Consider the following 21,108-nt stretch of genomic DNA (forward strand, 5'->3'; position numbering starts at 1 on the left):
ACCTTATTCTCCATTATTGTTGGCGAAGGAGAAAAAGCACTTGAGATGATGGATATCCATTTTCTTTTAGACCGTAATGCAGCTGAAAAGCTTTGATTGCTTTGCGAGAGGCTGTTCCGATTTGTCCATCAATATCTCCTTTATAATATCCCAATGCACTTAAGCGAGATTGCAGTTCTTTACATTCTTGGAAGGTAATAGGCTGAAAAGGTCTTTGCCAATCATGCACTAATCCAGGCCGTCCAGCAATGCGATCAGCAAGAAGGGCAACGGCAAGAGCATAACGATCTGCATTATTATAACGTTTTAGAACAAAGAAATTTTTTGTGACTAAAAATATAGGTCCTTTTTCTCCATCTGGATATTTTAACATTGCTTGTTCAGCTAATGTAGGAAGAGGATGCCCATTAGCGTATTTTACACCTAATTTTTTCCATTGTTCAAAGGAATACCAGCCTTCAGGAAGTTTTTTTCCCTGCGGCACTTTTACCTCTACTCCCCAAATAAGATTAGGTTGCCAGCCATTTTTGTGAAGAAGATTAGCAGCAGTAGCCAGCGCATCTGGAACAAAGTTCCAGATATCACGCCGTCCATCTTGATTTATATCAACAGCATAGGCGAGATAACTGCTTGGAATAAATTGTGTATGTCCCAATGCTCCGGCCCAAGATCCAGTGAGTTGAGAGCGTTTAATTTCACCACTTTGTAGAATTTTCATAGCAGAAATCAGTTGTGTATGTGCGTATTTTTCGCGTTTTTTATCGGCATAGGCTAGGGTTGCAAGCGAGCGAATGGTATCATGCATGACACTTTTATTGGCTAAAATTTTCCCATAATTGCTTTCCATTGACCAAATAGCAAGCAGAATATTACGGTCAACACCAAAACGTTCTTCAATTTGAAGAAGCCATTTATTCCATTTTTTTGCTTGGCGCCGTCCTTCTATAATAGCAATATCATGGACACGATTATCGAAATAGTTCCATGAAGGAGCAATAAATTCCGGTTGGTATGCGGCGCTTTTTAAAACTTCTGGATCAATGGCATTAATGTCTTTAAATGCCATATGAAACGTAGAAGGGCTAATATTGTGAGCAATAGCTATTTTTTTAAACTCTTTAATCCAGTGTTTAAATCCGCTATCCGCATGTGAAAATGATGCAAAAAACATTAAAAAAGCAGACAAAAGAATGGCAGAGCCAGTGACAAGGGGTCTCCAAGCTATTGACTTCTCTAAAAAAAAAGAGAAACTCTTCAATTCTGTTTTTTGCATTTTGAAATCCCCATTAATATTCAATTCATTAGATGTGCAATAACTTTATTTTGTATTTAGTTTAATCGATAATATGATCAAGAATAGGAAAAAACTGAAATAAATAATTCGTTTTAATTCCTTCAATAAATTCTCAGATTCTTTTTACATTTTTGATTGCCTATTATAATGATAATCAAAACAATAAGATATCTTTTTTACCATTTCGTAAAAACATATGATAAATAAAACAAAAAAGTTATATGAATTCATTGAGGAGGGTGAGTGTGCGTAAAATCCGGAAAGCAGTATTCCCAGTAGCAGGTCTTGGTACGCGTTTCCTTCCTGCAACAAAAACGATTCCTAAAGAAATGCTAACAGTTGTTGATAAACCTGTTATTCAATATGTTGTGGATGAGGCGAGGGAAGCTGGTATTGAGCATTTTATTTTTGTGACTGGACGCAACAAAGCAGTCATTGAGGATTATTTTGATGCGCAAGTTGAATTATACACGACACTTGCTGAATGTGGAAAGAAAGAAGATCTTGCGCATTTATATCGTTTACAGCCGTTGCCAGGGACAACGTCTTTTACACGGCAACAGCAACCTTTGGGACTAGGGCATGCTCTTTGGTGTGCACGTGAATTAGTTGCAGGGGAACCTTTTGCTTTGTTATTACCGGATATGTTGATACAAGCGAAAAAGGGCTGTCTTTCTGAAATGATGAGCCTTTATGAAAAAACAGGTGGGGGGAATATTATAGCAGTTCAGGAATGCGATCCTAGAGAAACACATAAATATGGTATTGTCGGGAAAGGCAAACAGATTGCAAATGGTTTTGAAATCACAAAAATGGTAGAGAAACCAGCACAAGGAACGGCACCATCAAATTTGTACATCAATGGACGTTATATTTTGCAGCCAGAAATTTTTAATATTCTTTCCACTCAAGAACGAGGAGCAGGAAATGAAATTCAATTAACAGATGCTATGATACGGCTTTCAAATGAGCAAGATTTTTGGGGGTTGCAAGTAAAAGGGCGCACTTTTGATTGCGGTTCTAAAGCTGGTTTTATTGAAGCCAACGTTGCATTTTCTTTAGCACGCGCTGATATGCACAGCCACGTTTCTGCTTCATTGAAAAATTTACTAGAAACCATTAATGTTGAAAAGTGATATAGATCTCTCACTTAATTTTATTGATCGAATTTGATTATGACAATACCGTCTCCTCGTATGGCTTTGCAAGGTGCAGTAGCATCAGCGCTTAAAACACTTGCTAGTGAAAAGCAGGGGCTTGAAGCTCTTGAAAAAGCTCTTCTGGAAAGTCTTTCTTCTTCTTTTGAAGCGGTTGTTCAAACTATTAGAAATGCGCGTGGACATGTGGTCATTACTGGTCTTGGAAAAAGTGGTCATATAGGGACAAAAATTGCAGCAACCTTAGCCTCAACTGGTACACCTGCCTTTTTTGTGCACGCTGCAGAAGCCAATCATGGTGATCTTGGTATGATTGGATCTGATGATGTTATTCTTGCTTTATCATGGTCTGGTGAAACTCAAGAGTTAAGTGGTATTATGAGCTATGCTGCACGTTTTCGTATCCCTCTTATTGCAATGACATCAAATGAGCATTCTGTGTTAGGACGACAAGCTGATATTGTGCTATTATTACCAAAGATAGAAGAGGCTTGCCCCCATGGTTTAGCCCCTACAACTTCAACAATTATGCAATTGGCAATGGGAGATGCATTAGCGGTTTCTCTTTTAGAAATGCGTGGTTTTACCGCAACGGATTTCAAAATATATCATCCTGGTGGTTCTCTTGGTGCAAGCCTTAAATACGTGTGTGATATTATGCATGAGGGTGATAGTATTCCTCTGGTTATGCAGGGAACAGCTATGACTGAAGCGATGAATGTTTTGGTGGAAAAACATTTTGGTTGTGTTGGTGTTGTGAATCAAGAAGGTGAACTAATCGGAATTGTAACTGATGGCGATCTTGCACGTAACATTCATTTTAATTTATCAAAATTTAATGTTGACGAGGTGATGACCAAAGCTCCTAAAGTTGTAAAGCCAAATACACTTGTTGGTGCAGCAACAGCTTTTATTAATGATCATCAGATTGGTGCATTTTTCGTGGTTGAAGATAAAAAACCGATAGGAATTGTCCATTTTCATGATCTTTTGCGCATTGGCGCTGCTTAGATTAAGGTTCCCTATCAAATAAATGTTATTTTAGGTTAAAATAGATTGAATGATACAAAGTTACAATTTTATTGTGAGGTGGCCTTACTGATATTTTGTGGAAGAAAATGAATGTTTTACGCATTTCATAATGTTTAGAAAATTCTACGGATAGAGATTGTATCAGTTTCTTTACGTATTTGAGAGAAGATTCTCTGTCAGGAGGAGAAAGGAACACCTCCTGCTTAATGTATGTATTTTGTCTATCTTATAAGAAAAGCTCTATTTTATATTTTGTCTAAGATTTTCGTTTAAGAAAAAATTGTGCTCCTGTAGGTGAGGTGCAGAGAAGTTGTGTGAAGTCATATGACATTGTACAATTGACTCTAGAGATTGTTCCACGAAGAATAGAGCGTATTTCAATTTCTATATTTTGAGCATTGAGATAATTATATGCTCCTTCTGATAGCTTTTCTTCTGTATCTGCTGCATGTGTTTCAAAAACACCATTGTGGAAGGAGGAAATAATACCATTCTCATCAACCCATTTTCCATCAATTCCTGTTGGCATATTTGAGTTATAATATCGCGAAAAGTTACAGGCACTTAACAGCAAGGCGGTAATTGTAAGACATAAAATATGATAGGTATGTTTCATTTATTGCACTCTATTTAGATTATTTTGCTCTCTAGTTTCTATAACATTATTAAATTATCCCATGAGTCAATATGAAAAATTTGATGAAAATCAATGAAAAAGCAAAAAAATGGAAAAAAATGCCTTAATGTTGTATTTAATTGACAGCTTGATGAAGTTCGTAAGTGAAACACAAGAGGTAAAATATTTCTTATGGTTTACAACAATTTTTATATTAAGCTGCTGAGTAGTCTCAAAGGAGATTATTGACATTATGGTTGGTCCCATTCTTGTTGCGAGTGAAGATTATGGAAGACGTATAGAACTTTCTTCTATGCTGCGAGGTTTTGGTTATCGTGTCATTGAAGCAGAAAATGGTCTCCGTACGATTGATCTTTTACACAGGCGTAAAAACATTGTGCTCGCACTCCTTGATGTCGTTATGAGTGATTTGAGTGTGAGCGATTTGATTAAAATGATTAGAGTTGCTGGTGTTTCTGTTCCTATTGTCGTTATAGCACAACAAGAGAATCAGCATTTACTCCAGAAAGCTTTAACAGCTGGAGCTATTGATTATTGGATCCATCCAGTAACATTATTACGCGTAAGAGTTACTTTGGATATCCTTGCTCTTATTTCTGCCTTGGAGCATGAGGTTCGAGATATTCGGCGAAAAAAAGAGAATCATTTACGGTTTTCTGATCTTTGCGTAAAAAGTAGGGCTATGCAGATAGTGTTAGAACAATCGAGACAAGCAGCAACTTCTTTACAGAATCTTTTGATAGAGGGGGAAGCTGGAACAGGACGTGAGACTTTAGCACGGATTATTCATCATGAGGGATTATTCTCGGAGGGTGTTTTTATTCGCTTTCAATGTTCAGCTATCGTTGATCCAGAAGAAGAAAATCAGCAGTGGTTTAAAGAATTCCTGCCATTGGTTTCTTCTCTTGAAAAAGGGACACTTTGCCTTTGTGATATTGATCGACTTGAGCCCATACAGCAAAAACGGTTTGCTCATTACCTTAAAGAAAGGGAAAGGGATACAAAAGGAGATTTTTTTCCTTTTCGGATCATTGCTATTTCAACATCACGTTTAAAGGATTTGGTTAATGAGAACTTTTTTTTGCATAGTTTGTTTGAACAATTTTCTCATTTGTCTATTAGCGTCCCTGCTTTACGAGAATTAAGGGATGATTTTCCAGAGATCACACAACGTTTGATTGATCGCATTATTACAGAAACAGGGCGATCACATGTCCATGGTTTAGCAGGCTCTGCTCTTTCCTTGCTTATGCAGTATGATTGGCCTGGCAATAGAAATGAGCTTGAAACCTTTTTATTTCGTGCGATTTTACTCAGTGAAGGACCGTTATTAACGGTTCGAGATTTTCCGCAATTAATGGGAAATTCATTAATGAATGTTCCCAATATCATTGAGGGTAATATGCAAGAAGATGATGAACAAGAATCGATAAAATTTTTGAATACTGATGGGCATGTGCGTACTTTTGCAGAGATGGAACATGATATTATCGAGAAAGCGGTTAAACATTATAAAGGACATATGAGTGAGATTGCACGCCGCCTTCATATTGGTCGCTCTACACTTTATAGAAAAATGGAAGAATTGAGAGCAATAAGAAATCAAGAACGAAAGTAAAATTCATAACAAATTTCTCCTCATGACAAGCATGAGTTTCAAAAAAATAGAGTGGATTTTGATAAATTTCGTGGGGGGAAGCTTAAGAAAACAATCATTTATTATAAAATTTATCTATAGAGGATGATTTTGTAGATTTAAATCAAATATAAATTTTATGTGACTATTTTAATCGTTTGTTTCAATTTATACAGTTTTGGTTAAGTTTGCATTTATTAAAACTATTAAAACAGAGAAGCATTTTTAAAAACTTTTAAATACTACCGCTAAAATTTTTGTATCATCAATATTAAATTTATACTCTCTTAAGCAAGAGGTGGCATTTTATCTGCTATACGATTAAGATGAAGTGATTAGTGTTATCGTTTGCATTACTGATGATGTGATAGTTTAAAATAGAAAGTTTGCCCTCTTTGACTCTTTTACAGATTATTATTGGTTTTGTCCTCTTTTTTTTTATTGCATCTATGTTGGCAATCTACACTTATGGGCGTTTTGTGAAAAATGCTAGGGGGCAATGTTCTTATGCGTTACCTATTCAGAAAGATGAAACTAAGCTTGATCGTATTGTCAGTCAATTAGCTGAGGAAGAAAATGGATTGGGGATTGATAAAGATGCCCTTTCCCTCATTATCAGCAATTTGGATGCGTTTTGTGTTCGTGCAATAGGAGCTGCAGAGGCTGGGCGTAGCCTTGATCTGATGTATTATATTTGGGACGATGATTTAACGGGGCGCCTATTATTAAGTGAAATAGTTGAAGCAGCTGATCGGGGGGTTCGGGTACGGCTTCTTTTGGATGATATTAATGCTCAGTCACGTGATCCAGCTTATATTGCGCTAGATAAACATCCTCATATTGAGGTGAGAATGTTTAATCCAGGGCGATCGCGTCAAGGTGGTTTACGCCGTGGTTTAGAAATTATATTACGGGCAATTACTGTAACACGTAGAATGCATAATAAAGCTTTTATCATTGATGGTAGGGTTGCTTTTGTCGGAGGGCGTAATCTTGCAGATTCTTATTTTGATGCTGGTAAAGAATCTCATTTTCGAGATTTAGATTTGATGTTAATCGGTCCCTCTGTTAAAAAGGTGGAAAGTATCTTTGATGATTTTTGGAATAGTGCTGTTGTTTTGCCAATTCATACTTTGGTTGTTCCTAAAAGCGCAAGTGATCTTAGCTATTGGAGAGATAAATTACGAAAATTTCGGGATTCCAAGGTTGCAAAGGTTTATTTAGATTATGTCAAAGAACACATTAACTTTAGTTGTTTTATCCAAACAGGAAAGCGGTTATTTTTAGCAGATAAAGTTGTTGTTCTTTCTGATCCTCCAGAAAAAGCATTGCGTAAAAAAGCAAGTAATTGGCTTATGAAGGCACTTTCAAAGGTTATTGGAAATGCCAAAAAAACGGTTCAGATTACGTCTCCTTATTTTGTTCCTGGTAAGGTTGGCACGCAGAATTTTAGTAATTTGGTTTCAAAGGGTGTTAATGTCAAAATTCTGACAAATTCTTTAGCCGCTACTGATGTAGCTTTAGTGCATGGTGGTTATGTACCTTATCGTAAGGCATTGTTGAAAAGTGGTGTTAATCTTTATGAATTAAAAGCGGAAGGCAATACTCATGGGTTGCGATTGTTTCGATCGAGTAAGGCAAGTTTACATGCAAAAGCTTTTTTAATTGATCATAAAACAGCTTTTATTGGATCTTTAAATTTTGATCCAAGATCAGCATCATTAAATACAGAAATGGGCATTCTTTTTGAATGTGCTCCCATTACAGAAAGATTAGATTTGTTGTTTTCTGAAGAAACCACAGGGGAAATGAGCTATCATCTGCGTCTTGGTGATAATAATCGTATTTATTGGGATTTTATTGAAAATGAAAAAAAATATAGCATTGACTATGAGCCAGAAAGCAATTTTTGGCGTCGCGCATTTGCAAAAATAATAAGTTGGTTACCTATTGAATCACAATTGTAAATCTTTATAAACCACACTTAAAAAAAATATTTATTTTTCTTTTCATTTTGTTTGTAGCATGGCATAATTTTTTGCCAATCTACCATGTATGAGAACCGCAGTTGTAGTTTAAAGCTTCTTGCGGTGTTTTATTATAAAAGGAATTTGATATGGCAAAGATTGTTGAAACGGGGACAGGTGCATTGGCACTAACTTTTGATGATGTACTTTTACAACCCGGTCATTCTCTTGTTATGCCTAGTCAAGTGGATCTCAGTACGCGCATTGCAGCGGATATTAAGCTCAATTTGCCATTGCTTTCTGCGGCAATGGATACGGTAACAGAATCGCGTTTGGCAATTGCTATGGCTCAAGCTGGTGGTCTTGGGGTTATTCATCGTAATATGTCTCCTGCAGAGCAGGCAGAAGAAGTTCGCCAAGTAAAAAAGTTTGAATCTGGTATGGTTGTTAATCCAGTCACAATTGGACCAGATTCAACACTTGAAGAAGCAAAATCTTTGATGCGCTCTCATGGTATTTCCGGTATTCCGGTTGTTGAAAATGGTGCTAAAGGTGAAACTGCTGGACGGCTTGTTGGCATTTTAACCAATAGGGATGTGCGTTTTGCATCGGATCCCAAACAAAAAATTTATGAATTAATGACGCATGAAAATTTAATTACAGTGCGTGAAAATGTTCAACTCAATGAAGCGAAGTATCTTTTACACCATCATCGTATTGAAAAATTATTAGTTGTGGATGAACAGAATCGCTGTGTCGGACTGATAACAGTTAAGGATATCGAAAAAGCGAAATTAAATCCGAATGCTGCTAAAGATTCTCAAGGGCGCTTGCGTGCTGCAGCGGCTAGTAGTGTTGGGAATGATGGGATTGAGCGTGCTGAACGTCTCATTGACGCAGGCGTTGATGTTCTGGTCATTGATACAGCACATGGACATTCTCAACGTGTGTTAGAAACTGTTGAACGAATTAAAAAGATGACTTCCTCTCCAGCTGTTATTGCTGGGAATGTGGCGACTGCTCAAGCAACGCAGGCATTGATTGACAGTGGTGCAGATGCGATAAAAGTTGGAATTGGTCCTGGCTCTATTTGCACAACGCGTATAGTTGCTGGTGTCGGAGTACCTCAACTTGCAGCCATTATGAATGCTGCAGAAGCTGCTGAAAAAGCGGACATTCCCATAATTGCAGATGGTGGGATCAAAGCTTCGGGTGATTTTGCTAAAGCTTTAGCGGGTGGGGCTTGTGCAGCGATGATTGGTTCTCTTTTAGCAGGTACAGAAGAAAGTCCTGGAGAAGTTTATCTTTATCAAGGTCGATCTTTTAAAGCCTATCGCGGTATGGGATCTGTTGGTGCTATGGCACGAGGATCGGCTGATCGCTATTTTCAAGATGACGTTCGTGATGAACTTAAGTTGGTTCCTGAAGGTGTGGAGGGGCAGGTGGCTTATAAAGGTCCTATAGCATCAGTTCTACATCAGCTTGCTGGTGGACTTCGCGCTTCGATGGGGTATGTTGGGGCAAAAGATCTCGTAGAGTTTCGTGAAAAAGCAACGTTTGTTCGTATTACGAATGCAGGACTCCATGAAAGTCATACGCATGATGTTTCTATCACTCGGGAGAGTCCAAACTATCGTGGGCCTGTTTGAAGAAATAAGAGTCTAGCATCATATTGCATAAATATAAAATCTTCCGAGAACAAAAAAGAGAGGCTGTTCTTCTTTCTGTTTGTGATTTGGAATAAAATCCTAAAAGGAAAGAATTAGAGACTAAAACTCTAATTCTTTCTTCTAAACTATGTGAAATAAGTTATATACAATTAGAATTAACTTTTTGTTGTCTTCCGTCCAGTCTTTGACGCACGTTGGCGAGTGTTTGTCTGATCACTTTGGACGGATTTCTTTCCGTTGTTTGAGGGCATTGTATTATGACGGCTTTTAGATGAAGTTGTTTTTCCATTATTATAAGTCATTATTTTCTCCTTTTAAATTTCCTGGCAGTTGCCAGTAGAGTAAAAACGGTCATGCCAAATAGTGGTTCCAAGCATTTTCTAAAAAGTTAATTTTTTGATGAGCGTCAGATGAACTTGTTTAATTTTATGAAAATATTTTTTCTATTTTTTCAGAAGGATAGCCATCAAAAGATGGGAGATATTTGCTTTTTCTGTTATTCAGATAATCTTCGTAAATTTTATTTTACACAATGATAGAGAGGTTGTTTTTTGCATAATGCATGGCGGAAATAAGTTCTTTATGGATGGCTACGTATCTTTTAGTATAAGAGGTAGAAGGATAAAAAGGAAATGGGCAAAGCGATAAAGGGAGAAATCTAGATACTCTAAATTGGGTTTTATAAAAAGTTGATCAGATAATTTTAATATTGAATGTAAATTTTTATGGCTTTGAGAAGGTTTCATTGGCAAGAAGAAGATAATATTATTTTTTTAGATGATTTAAAATTTTATTATTTTAATGGGAGAAATGAGTGCGATTAGGTGGGCGTTTGCAAGCAGCAATAGATATTCTCAAAGAGATAGAAATGAAGCATCGCCCAGTGGGAGAAGCTTTAAAGGATTGGGGTCTTTCTCATCGCTTTGCTGGAGCAGGTGATCGTGCAGCCATTGGTACAATCGTTTATGATGTTTTAAGACGACGTTATTCTTTACAATGGCGTATGGAGAGTAATGATATCCGAGATATCGTTTTTGGTGCCTTATTAGATTCTGGAAAAATGACGCTGGAGCAAATTGACGGTGAGTTGGCAGAAGATCGGTTTGCACCGCAGTTATTAGGGGCTAAACAGCGTAAATCGTGGCAAAGTCAGCAATTAGTGGATGCTCCAGACTATATTCGTGGTGATATTCCGCAATGGTGTCAAGCGCATCTGCGTCCTTTATTTGGTGATAATTGGATCACTGAAGCGGCTGCGTTAGCAACGCGTCCTTCTTTAGACCTACGGGTAAATAACCTAAAGGCAACACCAGAAAAGGTGCTGAAAGAATTAGCAAAAACCAAACTTAAATCTTTTCCATGGTTTGGGCAAGCTTTAAGAATTGCACCGATTGAAAAGTTTAATCGTCATCCCAATGTTCAAGTGGAACCAGCTTTTCAAAAAGGATACTTTGAAATACAGGATTTAGGATCTCAAATTGTTGCTCATCTTGTAGAAGCGCAAGAGAGCATACAGGTATTAGATTATTGTGCAGGTGCTGGGGGCAAAACATTAGCTTTAGCTTCCGATATGAACAATCGTGGGCAAATTTATGCTTATGATTCTGATAAAGTACGCCTAGCTCCTATTTTTGATCGTCTTCGACGCGCTGGTGTTCGTAATGTACAAACACGAGCACAAAAAGAAGAATTGAAGCCATTAATAGGCCAGATGGATAGAGTTCTACTAGATGCACCCTGTAGTGGGACAGGAACATGGCGTCGTCGTCCAGATGCGAAATGGCGTTTAACATTAGAACAGGTGAAACAACGCCAAACAGAACAGAGGGCTATTTTGAATGAAGCGATAGCTTATCTTAAGCCAAATGGGCGCTTAATCTATATTACCTGTTCTCTTTTTACAGATGAAAATGAGGAACAAATTTCCCATTTCCTTCAACAACATTCTCATTTTTCTCCAATAGATATGCCAGCGCTTTGGCAGAAACATTTTAGTTTTTCTCCTGTGCAACCAGTTTTTTCAAATTATGGACTTACTTTGTCGCCGGCCACAACACAAACAGATGGGTTCTTTTTATCTGTGTTGCAAAAAAAACATTGATCCATATTTTTACACTTTTTATCATAAACTTTACGAGAATAATCTTTTTCTTAAGAAAACAGGCTTGTGAAAAGAGAAAGATTGAATCATAACTCTCATGAGTTTTCTTTTACAATTGTTGATTGGTTTTCTATGAGCATATCACATCCAGACACTGTTCTTATTATTGACTTTGGTTCACAAGTTACACAACTTATTGCACGAAGGGTACGAGCAATGGGAGTGTATTGTGAAATTACTCCTTTTCAATTGGCTTTAGAAGCTGTGCGCCGCATAAATCCTAAAGCTATTATTTTATCAGGGAGTCCTTATTCCGTTATTGATGAGGGCTCTCCGCGTGCTCCAATGGAAATTTTTGAGGCGGGTGTTCCGATTCTGGGTATTTGCTATGGTGAACAAGTCATGTGTATTCAGCTTGGAGGAAAGGTTGAAGCTGGACATGAGCGTGAATTTGGGCGCGCTTTTTTGGAAGTTCAAGAAGAGAGTGCCCTTTTTGGTGGAGTGTGGGAAAAAGGTTCTCGTTATCAAGTATGGATGAGCCATGGTGACCGTGTGGCAGCTTTACCAGAAGGTTTTCGTGTCATAGGAACCTCAAAAGGTGCTCCCTATGCGGCTATTGCTGATGAGAAAAGGCATTTTTATGCGGTACAGTTTCATCCTGAAGTTATCCATACACCAGATGGTACAAAACTTTTGCAAAATTTTGTTCATAAGATCTCTGCTATTAAAGGTAATTGGTCAATGGCTTCTTATCGTGAGCAGGTAATTGCGACAATACGACAAACAGTTGGGAAAAGTCGTGTGATTTGTGGTCTTTCAGGGGGAGTGGATTCATCTGTTGTAGCGGTACTCCTTCATGAAGCCATAGGAGATCAACTGACATGTATTTTGGTAGACCATGGGCTGATGCGCAAGAATGAAGCTGAAGAAGTTCTCACGCTCTTTCGTGATCACTATAATATAGAGCTTATTCACGTTAATGCTGCTGATGTGTTTCTTAATGCTTTAAAAGGTGAGACAGATCCAGAAAAAAAACGCAAAACAATTGGTCGCCTTTTTATTGAAGTTTTTGAAGAAGAAACGAAAAAAATAGGAGGTGCAGAGTTTTTAGCACAAGGAACACTTTATCCAGATGTCATTGAGAGTGTGTCTGCTATTGGTGAAACGGTAACCATTAAAAGCCATCATAATGTGGGTGGACTACCAGAACAGATGAAGATGAAACTTGTAGAACCGTTGCGTGAGCTCTTTAAGGATGAAGTTCGCTCGCTAGGGCGAGAGTTAGGGCTACCGGAGCAGTTTATTGGTCGCCATCCTTTTCCAGGTCCCGGCCTTGCAATTCGGTGTCCAGGTGCTGTAACACGTGAAAAATTAGAAATTTTACGCGAAGCAGATGCTATTTATCTTGAGGAAATCCGTAAGGCCGGACTTTATGATGAAATTTGGCAAGCTTTTGCTGTTCTTCTTCCAGTTCAAACTGTTGGTGTTATGGGGGATGATCGCACTTATGAATTTGTTTGTGCTCTTCGCGCTGTCACATCTGTAGATGGAATGACCGCTGATTTTTATCCCTATGATATGGCATTTTTAAGTAAGACAGCAGCACGTATTATTAATGAAGTTAGAGGAATTAATCGTGTTGTGTATGATGTAACCTCAAAGCCTCCTGGTACCATTGAATGGGAATAATTGAAATGAAGGATAAGCCTTTTTCAGAATAAAATATGACTGAGGGTTTGATATTCAGAAAAATGTAGAAAAAATATTTAAAAATTATTGTGCATTTTCATGTTGATATAAGTCTTTATCTGAAAATCTGTACGTCAATATATTGAAAAGTGAGAAGTATGAAATTTTGCATGTCTGAGAAAAAAATTGTTGCACACCGTGGAGGAGCTCATCTTTATCCTGAAAATACCCTTTCGGCATTTAATAATGCTATAGCGTTAGGTGTTGATGAAGTTGAATGCGACGTTCATTTGCTAAAAAGCGGTGAGGTGGTTGTCTTTCACGATTTTCATCTAGACCAATTGGTTGGCAAAAAGGGATATATTCACGACATTGATAATGAAACACGCAAACAACTCTGCGTGAAAGGTAGCCGAGAAGCACCTCCTTTATTAGAAGAGGTGCTTGATCTTCTAGCACCAACGAATGCTGCGTTACATATTGAAATCAAAACATGTGGTGAAGTGGAGCGTGAAACAATATTATCTCAAAAAGCGCTTGCGCTCATAAAAAGCCGCAATTTAACAGAACGGGTTTCTGCAATTAGTTTTGATCCTTTAGTTCTTCGTCCTTTTATTGAGGCAGGAATACCATCTGGTCCATGTGTTGATAATTTTGAAGGTGATATGCACCGTCATTTTTCTGAATGGAAACAATTGGGGTATACTGATCTAAGTTTAAATGGCTCTATTGTTACACAGGATTTTATTGAATCAGCTCTTGAGGCTGATTTTATTGTAGGGGTATGGACAATTAATGGAAAAGCTCGGTTATCACATTGGCTTGATATGCCTGTACATTATATTACGACAGATCAACCTGATCTTGCATTGACATTGCGAGCACAAAGGTAAAAAATACACCTTATAAAAGAAATCCTTGTACGCTTCATAAAGCGAGCTTAATGGAAGAAAACAAGAAATATTTTTTTACACGTAACAATAACACATTAATTTATAATGATAATTAATAGTTTTTCATGTTGAATGAGAATTCTTAACATATAAGGTTTTTTCATTTCAAATCTTTTTACAATGGATCAATCAAAATCATTCACTTGCACATTACAAGTAGGCATGGTGTGTGGATAAATATCTCGTGAGAAAAGAATAAAAATTTTCATTTAAACACTCTCAAATGCAAGACTTGTTGAAGCATGAGGGTTCATAGAGTGGTGCTGTTTTTCACTTTTTGAAGCATAAGAATGATGGCGTGCAAAAAGTTTTATACACTTTAGTGGAGGGACTTTAATATTCCATTTTATAGAAGCTATCATGAGATATAGATGTATTGAAAGATTTTTTAACAGCATGAAAATTTTGTAAGACAATGCCGTTTTGTTTTGCATGAAGGGCATGACCCCATTATCAGGGAAGGAGGCCATTAAATACTTTAAAATAATTTTCTTCATTTTAAGAAAAAGTCTATTTATCTCTTTGTTCAATGTAGTATCAACACCGTTTTAAGGCATAAATCGAAAGTTATAAGACAAATAACAAAATAATAAACAACTCTTTTTTTAAAAAGTAAGTTCAAATATTACAATAGTCATTGAATAACATTTACGATCTATATTTTTTTACCTATTTCCTTGTTTATTTAAACCTTCTCATTTTTTTAAATATTTACAATCGAATGACTCATAAATACATAAGAAAGCTTATAAAAGAAAACGAATAAATCTAAACAAATTCATTTGACCTTTTGGTGGTTCCTGTTTAAATGAGCCAGCATATTTTTATAATAAAATCGGCATGGCATGTTCATGTGTGATACTATAAATTTAGGGGTAGTTTGTATTCCATCACTTCAGAAAGGGTGAACCATGAGTCGTTTTTATCTTTCCATAGTAGCCACGGTTGCTATCATAATAACAACAGCGGGAATAACAGAAGGTTTCGCGCAGACAAAAATTAGCTTTTGGCATTCTATGAGTGGTGAACTAGGAAAGGAAACTGAAAGTCTCATTAACGATTTTAATGCGAGTCAATCTGAATATAAAGTTATTCCTTCATATCGCGGTGAGTATGAAGAGGGTTTGATTTCACTCATTGCAGCATTTCGTGGAAAGAAACAGCCGGTGCTCGCTCAAATTTATGACGTTGGTACTGGAACTATGATGGCAGCAAAAGGCGCAATCTATCCATTTTATCAACTTATGGCTGATACAAAACAAGAGTTCGATCCTACAGATTATTTTCCTGCTATTAGTGGCTATTACTCCGATGAACAGGGGCGTATGGTTTCTATGCCATTCAATATTTCAACACCAATCCTTTATTATAACAAAGATATCTTTAAAAAAGCAGGGCTTGATCCAGAACAGCCTCCTAAAACGTGGCAAGATATAGAAGATTTTTCCAAAAAAATTATTGAGACTAAAGCGGCAACGTGTGGTTTTACAATGACTTATGCAGCTCAATGGATTGGTATAGAAAACTTTTCAGCGTTGCATAATGTTCCTTTTGGAACGAAGGAAAATGGCTTTAAAGGATTTGATTCAGAACTTACATTTAATGGACCTTTACAAGTGCGTATGTGGGCTGACTTGAAAAAGTGGTCTGATCAAGGTATTTTCCGCTATGGTGGTCCTGCTGGCGCATTAGATTCAACACCAATGTTTATGGCACAAAATTGTGCAATTTTAATGCAATCTTCAGGATCATATGCTGGAATTGTTTCTGAAGCTCAGTTTAATGTGGGGGTTGGTATGCTACCATACTATAAGGATGCAGAAGGAGCGCCGCAAAATTCAGTTATTGGGGGAGCTTCTATTTGGGCGTTTAAGGGACATACTCCAAAGGAATATGCAGGGGCAGCCGCTTTTCTTAAATTTCTTTCAAAAACAGAAAATCAAGCAAGGTGGCATCAAGAAACAGGTTATCTTCCAACCACAAAAGCGACTTATGAATTAAGCAAAAAACAACATTTCTATGAAAAAACGCCAGGTGCTGATATAGCTATTAAACAGATCAATCTTAATCCTCCAACAGTTAATTCGAAAGGTATAAGATTTGGTAATTTACCACAAATCCGTACTATTCTTGATCAAGAGTTGGAAGCTGTTCTTCGTGGTTCAAAAACACCGAAAGATGGTTTAGATGAAACCGTTAAACGTGGAAATAAACTCTTGCGTGAATTTGAAAAATCCAATCATTAATTTCGTTTTATTGTTAAACATTAAAGACTCAACAACAATCGTTGAGTCCTTTTTGTTTATCTTTTTAAAGTCTCTACATTTAAAGAGCCCTACGAATGCAAGAAAAGCATGCATATTTTAAAAATAGTCTCCTTTCTTACGGGTTGCTTTTTCCTCAACTCCTTGTGACTTTTTTGTTTTTCTTTTGGCCTGCTGCTCAGGCAATAAAATCATCCTTTGAACGCGAAGATCCTTTTGGCTTTACAACAACTTTTATTGGTCTTGAAAATTATATAACCGTTCTTTCTGATCCTACTTATCGGCAATCGCTTCTTACAACCGCAGTATTTTCCATCTCAGTTACTGTCGCTTCAATGACAATATCACTTCTCTTAGCTGTCTGTGTTGATCGTGTCATCCGTGCAAAAAAGGCTTATACAATGCTTTTGCTCTGGCCCTATGCTGTTGCTCCAGTATTGGCCGGTATATTATGGTTGTTTATCTTTCATCCCACTATTGGGATTATCCCTTTTCTTCTCGAAAAAATAGGGGTTTTATGGAATTATCGTATTAATGGCACTCAAGCGATGCTTCTTATTGTCATTGCGGCTAGCTGGAAACAAATTTCTTACAATTTTCTCTTTTTTCTTACAGGTCTTCAGTCTGTTCCGCGTTCTCAAATAGAAGCAGCCGCCATTGATGGTGCTGGTCCCTTTAAACGATTTTGGACTGTGATCTTCCCACAAATTTCACCAACGACGTTTTTCCTTCTTATTGTCAATGTCAATTATGTTATGTTTGATACTTTTGGTATTATTGATAATACAACTTCTGGAGGTCCTGCGCGTGCAACGAGCATCCTCGTCTATAAAGTATATGATGATGGCTTTAGAAATCAAATAATCGGTGCATCGGCAGCACAATCAACACTATTGATGTTGATGGTTATTGTCTTAACGTTTATCCAGTTTCGCTGGATTGAGCGCCGTGTACAATATTAGGAAACAAATTATGGTTGAAAATCGCCCTGTTTTGAAAGTTATAACCCATATAACGCTCATTGTTGGTATTATCATTATTTGCTTTCCAGTTTATGTTGCTATCATTGCATCAACTCATAGTTCAGCAGCATTTACCTCAGGAACACTTCCTCTTTTGCCTGGGAAATATGCTCTGGAAAATTATAAAACAATCTTTGGTGATGGCCTTGCACAGCTGGGTTTGCCCAACCTCTGGCCACTTTTAATGAATTCATTCATTATGGCTCTTGGGATTAGTATTGGAAAAATTATTATTTCACTTTTGTCTGCTTATGCAATTATTTACATGCGCTTTCCCTTCCGAAAAACTGCTTTTGTTCTTATTTTTGTTACATTGATGCTCCCTGTCGAAGTTCGTATTCTTCCAACCTATGAGATTGTTGCAAAATTGGGGATGGTTAATACCTATAGTGGAATGATTATTCCACTTATTGCATCTGCAACCGCTACATTTTTATTTCGCCAGTTTTTTTTGACTGTTCCAGATGAACTCTTAGAGGCGGCACGTGTTGATGGTGCAGGTCCAGTTAAATTTTTTAAGGATATTCTTCTTCCTCTTAGTAAAAGTAATATCGCTGCTTTATTTATCATTATGTTCATTTATGGATGGATACAATATCTCTGGCCTCTTATCATCACAACGGACCAGAATCATCAAACGATCCTTATTATTTTAAAACAGCTTATTGTCGAATCACTTCAACATGATCCTCAATGGAATATACTCATGGCAGTATCGGTTGTTGCCATGGTTCCCCCTGTTCTTGTTGTTATCTTCATGCAGCGGCTTTTTATCAGAGGCCTTATTGAAACGGAGAAGTAATCGTGGCCATAATCCAGTTATCAAATATAAAAAAACAGTATGACAACGGCATTCTGGTCATTGATGATTTAAACTTAACTATTGCCGATAAAGAGCTTCTTGTTCTTGTCGGTCCTTCAGGGTGTGGAAAATCAACCCTATTACGTATTATAGCAGGACTTGAACAAGTCACCTCAGGTGAATTGTATATTGATAACGAACGTATCAATGATCGTGAACCAGCTGATCGTGATATTGCTATGGTTTTTCAAAATTATGCCCTTTATCCCCATATGACAGTTCGTGGAAACTTAGAATATGGTCTTAAAAATCGTAAAACTCCTAAAGAAGAAATAAAAAAACGTATCGCACATGCTGCAAAACTTTTAGAGATAGAACCATTTCTTGATCGTAAACCACGACAATTATCAGGAGGACAACGCCAGCGTGTTGCAATGGGGCGTGTGATTGTACGTCAACCCCGTGTTTTTCTCTTTGATGAACCTCTTTCAAATCTTGATGCAAAATTACGGGCGCAAATGTGTATTGAAATAAAAACACTACAGCGTTCATTAGGAACAACGAGCCTCTATGTTACCCATGATCAACTAGAAGCTATGACATTAGCTGATAGAATAGTGGTTTTGAATAAAGGAGCTATCGAGCAAATTGGAACACCAATGGAAATTTACGATACTCCAGCAACAACATTTGTTGCTGATTTCATTGGTTCTCCTCCTATGAATTTTCTTGATCGCCATGTCTTAGAACAACATTTAGGGCATTCATTTTCTTATGGCGAAGAAACTGATCTTTTAGCATTCAGACCTGAGATCATCTTATTGGGCGAACATCCAGATAAAGGGCCTGTCTTTCACACAAAAATTGAGCTTATCAAGCCTATTGGAACAGGTTGCCATGTTTTAACGCGTTGGAATGGTATCATCTTTACGATTGAAATAAAAGAACGCTTGACACACGACTATGGTCAAAAACTAAGTTTCACAGTTGCTCATCAGAATTTTCATACTTTTAATAAAAACACAGGAAAGCGCACAAATAATAAGTAAGCATTAATTGATGTGATACGACTCTCTTTTATGCTGCGTCATGATAATGGTGTGTTTTGACTTGCTCAATTACATTTACAAACTCAGGTTGTAACCGATGGGATTAAAAACAAAATTTTAACAGTTTTGGTAATGATCCATTGTTCCGTGGCGCTGAGAATGTCAAAACATTTATATGAAGAAATTTTACATTTTCATGGTCTATAAGAAGAATATAATTTTCAAACATCATTTTCATTATAAAAAAATATCAATATAGAATAAATCTTTATTAACCAATTTTTACTCATTTATAATTTTGTTATAAAAAACAACATATTATCATATGTTTATTGATGTAATAATTTATGTGTATTATAAAAGTAAATGAGAGAAATAGAGAGAAAAAATGAGTCATAGATAAGGGAGGATGCGCCCCATATCTGAGCTTTGATCCCTAACATAAAAAGTCTATTTGATCCATAAAATACGACGCTGTTCTAAATAGTCTCTACGAGAATAGGCGCATTCTATTTTACTGCTGGCCATATGATCTAAAATAGTTTCAGAGCTCCTATAAGAAGCATTTATTTTTTTTACCAATCACATAAATTAGAGAGAAACCTATGCGCGCATGCTGCAAGTTTATTTTTTCTCATGTAAATCACTATGTAATTCTCAGCAAGGGTATCTGATAAGTTGCAAAAAATCACTGAGAGATAGAAGGTGTGCTTATTTTAGAATTTTCATTGCTTTTAGCGATAAAAGCAGATGAAATACATCTGTAACATCTCATCGATCTTTCTATATTCTTGAGTTAAAAATTGCCTATAGATCATCCTAAAACAGATCTTTATGAATATAACATAAGGGATTGGTGCGAACACCTATAAGAATCAGTAGGGACAAAGGCAGTTATATTATTATTTTGCAAAGCATTTTATAAAAGCTGGTATATTTTTTCAATATATTGCCAGTCTATTAATGGTTTTATGATATTATTTTCTTATAAAGCGCGTGCTTTTTTGTTGCTTATAAATCAACCTAAACTTTATACAGCAGTATGTTTGAGACAAATATGAAGATGGTTCAGTGCTGTATTTAGTTTTGTATGCTAAAGTAGAATAAGCTTATCTGCTTTGTGTAATTTCTAAAATGAGGAGACAGCTTAATTTAGGTAGAATATGAAAGCATCAAATAAAAAATAGATTTTATCTTTAGCCTCATCTTTTAATTTAGTATTGCGATTTTCAAAAACATCTAAGCCAATGTCTCTTACATAATGGCGATTAAGCATTGCCGAACACATTTTTTTTACGTTCGTTGAATAAAATTGCATCTCTCATACAAAACAGAATACCTAAACAGAAGGCTGTTGGGTTGCCAATTTGCGCACTTTTTTAAAAAAATATCTTGCTAGGTTGTTCAAACTATTTTTTCACGCAGTCGTTTATAAATAGTATAACATAAATCCATTGTGTATTGCCATCTTTATGCGTATAAAAATACAAGCTTGGGCCATCATCATACTCTCTTTCAGTCTCCAATATTGCAACAATTATTGTGTTGAGACTCTTCATAAGAGGCATTTTTTCTTCAAGTGGTTTTTATTCATACACAATTCTACTTGCATGTTATAAATGAAGTTGGATAGATAAAAATACTTTAAGAAAGAGACACCAAATTCTTCTTATGAATCTTTCAAGTGTCGAGAGTTATTGTAAAAGAAGCATTGAAAAATAGAATGCTACTGCTAACAGTTTGGGCACCATGAGGCAATAAATCTACTTACTTTATCTATCTTAGAATCTATAGAGTATAAATTTCTCTGTAAAAGTAACTTTATTTCATATCAA

General features: G+C 36.6%; 15 protein-coding genes. 12 read left to right on the forward strand and 3 right to left on the reverse strand.

Annotation, left to right across the window (positions count from 1 at the left end; all coding sequences use genetic code 11):
• Window positions 1–13: 13 nt before the first annotated feature.
• On the reverse strand, window positions 14–1,273 hold the full coding sequence (locus tag ACFIN0_RS03725) for a lytic murein transglycosylase (RefSeq protein ID WP_375608009.1): 1,260 nt from the start codon (window positions 1,271–1,273) through the stop codon (window positions 14–16).
• A gap of 266 nt (window positions 1,274–1,539) precedes the next feature.
• On the opposite strand from ACFIN0_RS03725, the gene ACFIN0_RS03730 reads away from it, so the two are divergent.
• Window positions 1,540–2,430, forward strand: coding sequence for a UTP--glucose-1-phosphate uridylyltransferase (locus ACFIN0_RS03730; RefSeq protein ID WP_375606752.1), 891 nt, complete (start codon window positions 1,540–1,542; stop codon window positions 2,428–2,430).
• Window positions 2,431–2,469: 39 nt separating this feature from the next.
• A complete protein-coding gene (locus tag ACFIN0_RS03735) occupies window positions 2,470–3,462 on the forward strand; it encodes an SIS domain-containing protein (protein WP_375610564.1) in 993 nt (330 codons plus the stop codon).
• Window positions 3,463–3,739: 277 nt separating this feature from the next.
• On the opposite strand, the gene ACFIN0_RS03740 is transcribed toward ACFIN0_RS03735, so the two are convergent.
• Window positions 3,740–4,099, reverse strand: coding sequence for a hypothetical protein (locus tag ACFIN0_RS03740; protein WP_375606754.1), 360 nt, complete (start codon window positions 4,097–4,099; stop codon window positions 3,740–3,742).
• A gap of 253 nt (window positions 4,100–4,352) precedes the next feature.
• On the opposite strand from ACFIN0_RS03740, the gene ACFIN0_RS03745 reads away from it, so the two are divergent.
• The 3 genes from ACFIN0_RS03745 (at window position 4,353) to guaB (ending at window position 9,372) form a co-directional block, all read left to right on the forward strand.
• Window positions 4,353–5,738, forward strand: coding sequence for a sigma-54-dependent transcriptional regulator (locus ACFIN0_RS03745; protein WP_375606755.1), 1,386 nt, complete (start codon window positions 4,353–4,355; stop codon window positions 5,736–5,738).
• A 413-nt stretch (window positions 5,739–6,151) separates the two neighbouring features.
• A complete protein-coding gene (locus tag ACFIN0_RS03750) occupies window positions 6,152–7,723 on the forward strand; it encodes a phospholipase D family protein (protein ID WP_375606756.1) in 1,572 nt (523 codons plus the stop codon).
• A gap of 149 nt (window positions 7,724–7,872) precedes the next feature.
• Window positions 7,873–9,372, forward strand: a complete 1,500-nt coding sequence (gene guaB / locus ACFIN0_RS03755) for an IMP dehydrogenase (protein WP_375610562.1) — start codon at window positions 7,873–7,875, stop codon at window positions 9,370–9,372.
• A 176-nt stretch (window positions 9,373–9,548) separates the two neighbouring features.
• Here guaB and ACFIN0_RS03760 read toward each other — a convergent pair whose 3' ends face one another.
• Window positions 9,549–9,695 (reverse strand): hypothetical protein, encoded by a 147-nt coding sequence (locus ACFIN0_RS03760; protein WP_273722522.1) that lies wholly within the window; start codon window positions 9,693–9,695, stop codon window positions 9,549–9,551.
• A gap of 512 nt (window positions 9,696–10,207) precedes the next feature.
• Between ACFIN0_RS03760 and ACFIN0_RS03765 the strand changes: the two genes are divergently transcribed.
• The 7 genes from ACFIN0_RS03765 to ACFIN0_RS03795 all read left to right on the forward strand — a co-directional run bounded on the left by ACFIN0_RS03765 (window position 10,208) and on the right by ACFIN0_RS03795 (window position 19,273).
• Window positions 10,208–11,494 carry an RsmB/NOP family class I SAM-dependent RNA methyltransferase gene (locus ACFIN0_RS03765; protein ID WP_375701942.1) on the forward strand — a complete coding sequence of 429 codons (1,287 nt, stop codon included), beginning with the start codon at window positions 10,208–10,210 and terminating at the stop codon, window positions 11,492–11,494.
• 132 nt (window positions 11,495–11,626) lie between these two features.
• Entirely contained in the window at window positions 11,627–13,183 is a 1,557-nt protein-coding gene (guaA, locus tag ACFIN0_RS03770) for a glutamine-hydrolyzing GMP synthase (protein ID WP_375701972.1), read from the forward strand.
• Window positions 13,184–13,353: 170 nt separating this feature from the next.
• Complete coding sequence (locus ACFIN0_RS03775) at window positions 13,354–14,076, forward strand: glycerophosphodiester phosphodiesterase (protein ID WP_375701943.1); 723 nt, start codon at window positions 13,354–13,356, stop codon at window positions 14,074–14,076.
• Between the two features lie 971 nt (window positions 14,077–15,047).
• Window positions 15,048–16,382 (forward strand): sn-glycerol-3-phosphate ABC transporter substrate-binding protein UgpB, encoded by a 1,335-nt coding sequence (ugpB, locus tag ACFIN0_RS03780; protein ID WP_375701944.1) that lies wholly within the window; start codon window positions 15,048–15,050, stop codon window positions 16,380–16,382.
• 95 nt (window positions 16,383–16,477) lie between these two features.
• A complete protein-coding gene (gene ugpA, locus ACFIN0_RS03785; RefSeq protein WP_375606761.1) occupies window positions 16,478–17,362 on the forward strand; it encodes a sn-glycerol-3-phosphate ABC transporter permease UgpA in 885 nt (294 codons plus the stop codon).
• Window positions 17,363–17,372: 10 nt separating this feature from the next.
• Entirely contained in the window at window positions 17,373–18,224 is an 852-nt protein-coding gene (ugpE, locus tag ACFIN0_RS03790; RefSeq protein ID WP_375701945.1) for a sn-glycerol-3-phosphate ABC transporter permease UgpE, read from the forward strand.
• A gap of 2 nt (window positions 18,225–18,226) precedes the next feature.
• Window positions 18,227–19,273: a sn-glycerol-3-phosphate import ATP-binding protein UgpC gene (locus ACFIN0_RS03795; protein ID WP_375701946.1), complete on the forward strand. Its 1,047-nt coding sequence runs from the start codon at window positions 18,227–18,229 to the stop codon at window positions 19,271–19,273.
• Window positions 19,274–21,108 lie beyond the last annotated feature (1,835 nt).

The sequence above is a fragment of the Bartonella sp. AA89HNZF genome (assembly GCF_042196905.1).
Classification (GTDB): Bacteria; Pseudomonadota; Alphaproteobacteria; order Rhizobiales; family Rhizobiaceae; genus Bartonella.

Coding starts and splice junctions, on each gene's coding strand:
- ACFIN0_RS03725 (WP_375608009.1), bottom strand. CDS start 1,273: ATGCAAAAAACAGAATTGAAGAGTTTCTCTTTTTTTTTAGAGAAGTCA.
- ACFIN0_RS03735 (WP_375610564.1), top strand. CDS start 2,470: ATGACAATACCGTCTCCTCGTATGGCTTTGCAAGGTGCAGTAGCATCA.
- ACFIN0_RS03740 (WP_375606754.1), bottom strand. CDS start 4,099: ATGAAACATACCTATCATATTTTATGTCTTACAATTACCGCCTTGCTG.
- ACFIN0_RS03745 (WP_375606755.1), top strand. CDS start 4,353: ATGGTTGGTCCCATTCTTGTTGCGAGTGAAGATTATGGAAGACGTATA.
- guaB (WP_375610562.1), top strand. CDS start 7,873: ATGGCAAAGATTGTTGAAACGGGGACAGGTGCATTGGCACTAACTTTT.
- ACFIN0_RS03760 (WP_273722522.1), bottom strand. CDS start 9,695: ATGACTTATAATAATGGAAAAACAACTTCATCTAAAAGCCGTCATAAT.
- guaA (WP_375701972.1), top strand. CDS start 11,627: ATGAGCATATCACATCCAGACACTGTTCTTATTATTGACTTTGGTTCA.
- ACFIN0_RS03775 (WP_375701943.1), top strand. CDS start 13,354: ATGTCTGAGAAAAAAATTGTTGCACACCGTGGAGGAGCTCATCTTTAT.
- ugpB (WP_375701944.1), top strand. CDS start 15,048: ATGAGTCGTTTTTATCTTTCCATAGTAGCCACGGTTGCTATCATAATA.
- ugpA (WP_375606761.1), top strand. CDS start 16,478: ATGCAAGAAAAGCATGCATATTTTAAAAATAGTCTCCTTTCTTACGGG.
- ugpE (WP_375701945.1), top strand. CDS start 17,373: ATGGTTGAAAATCGCCCTGTTTTGAAAGTTATAACCCATATAACGCTC.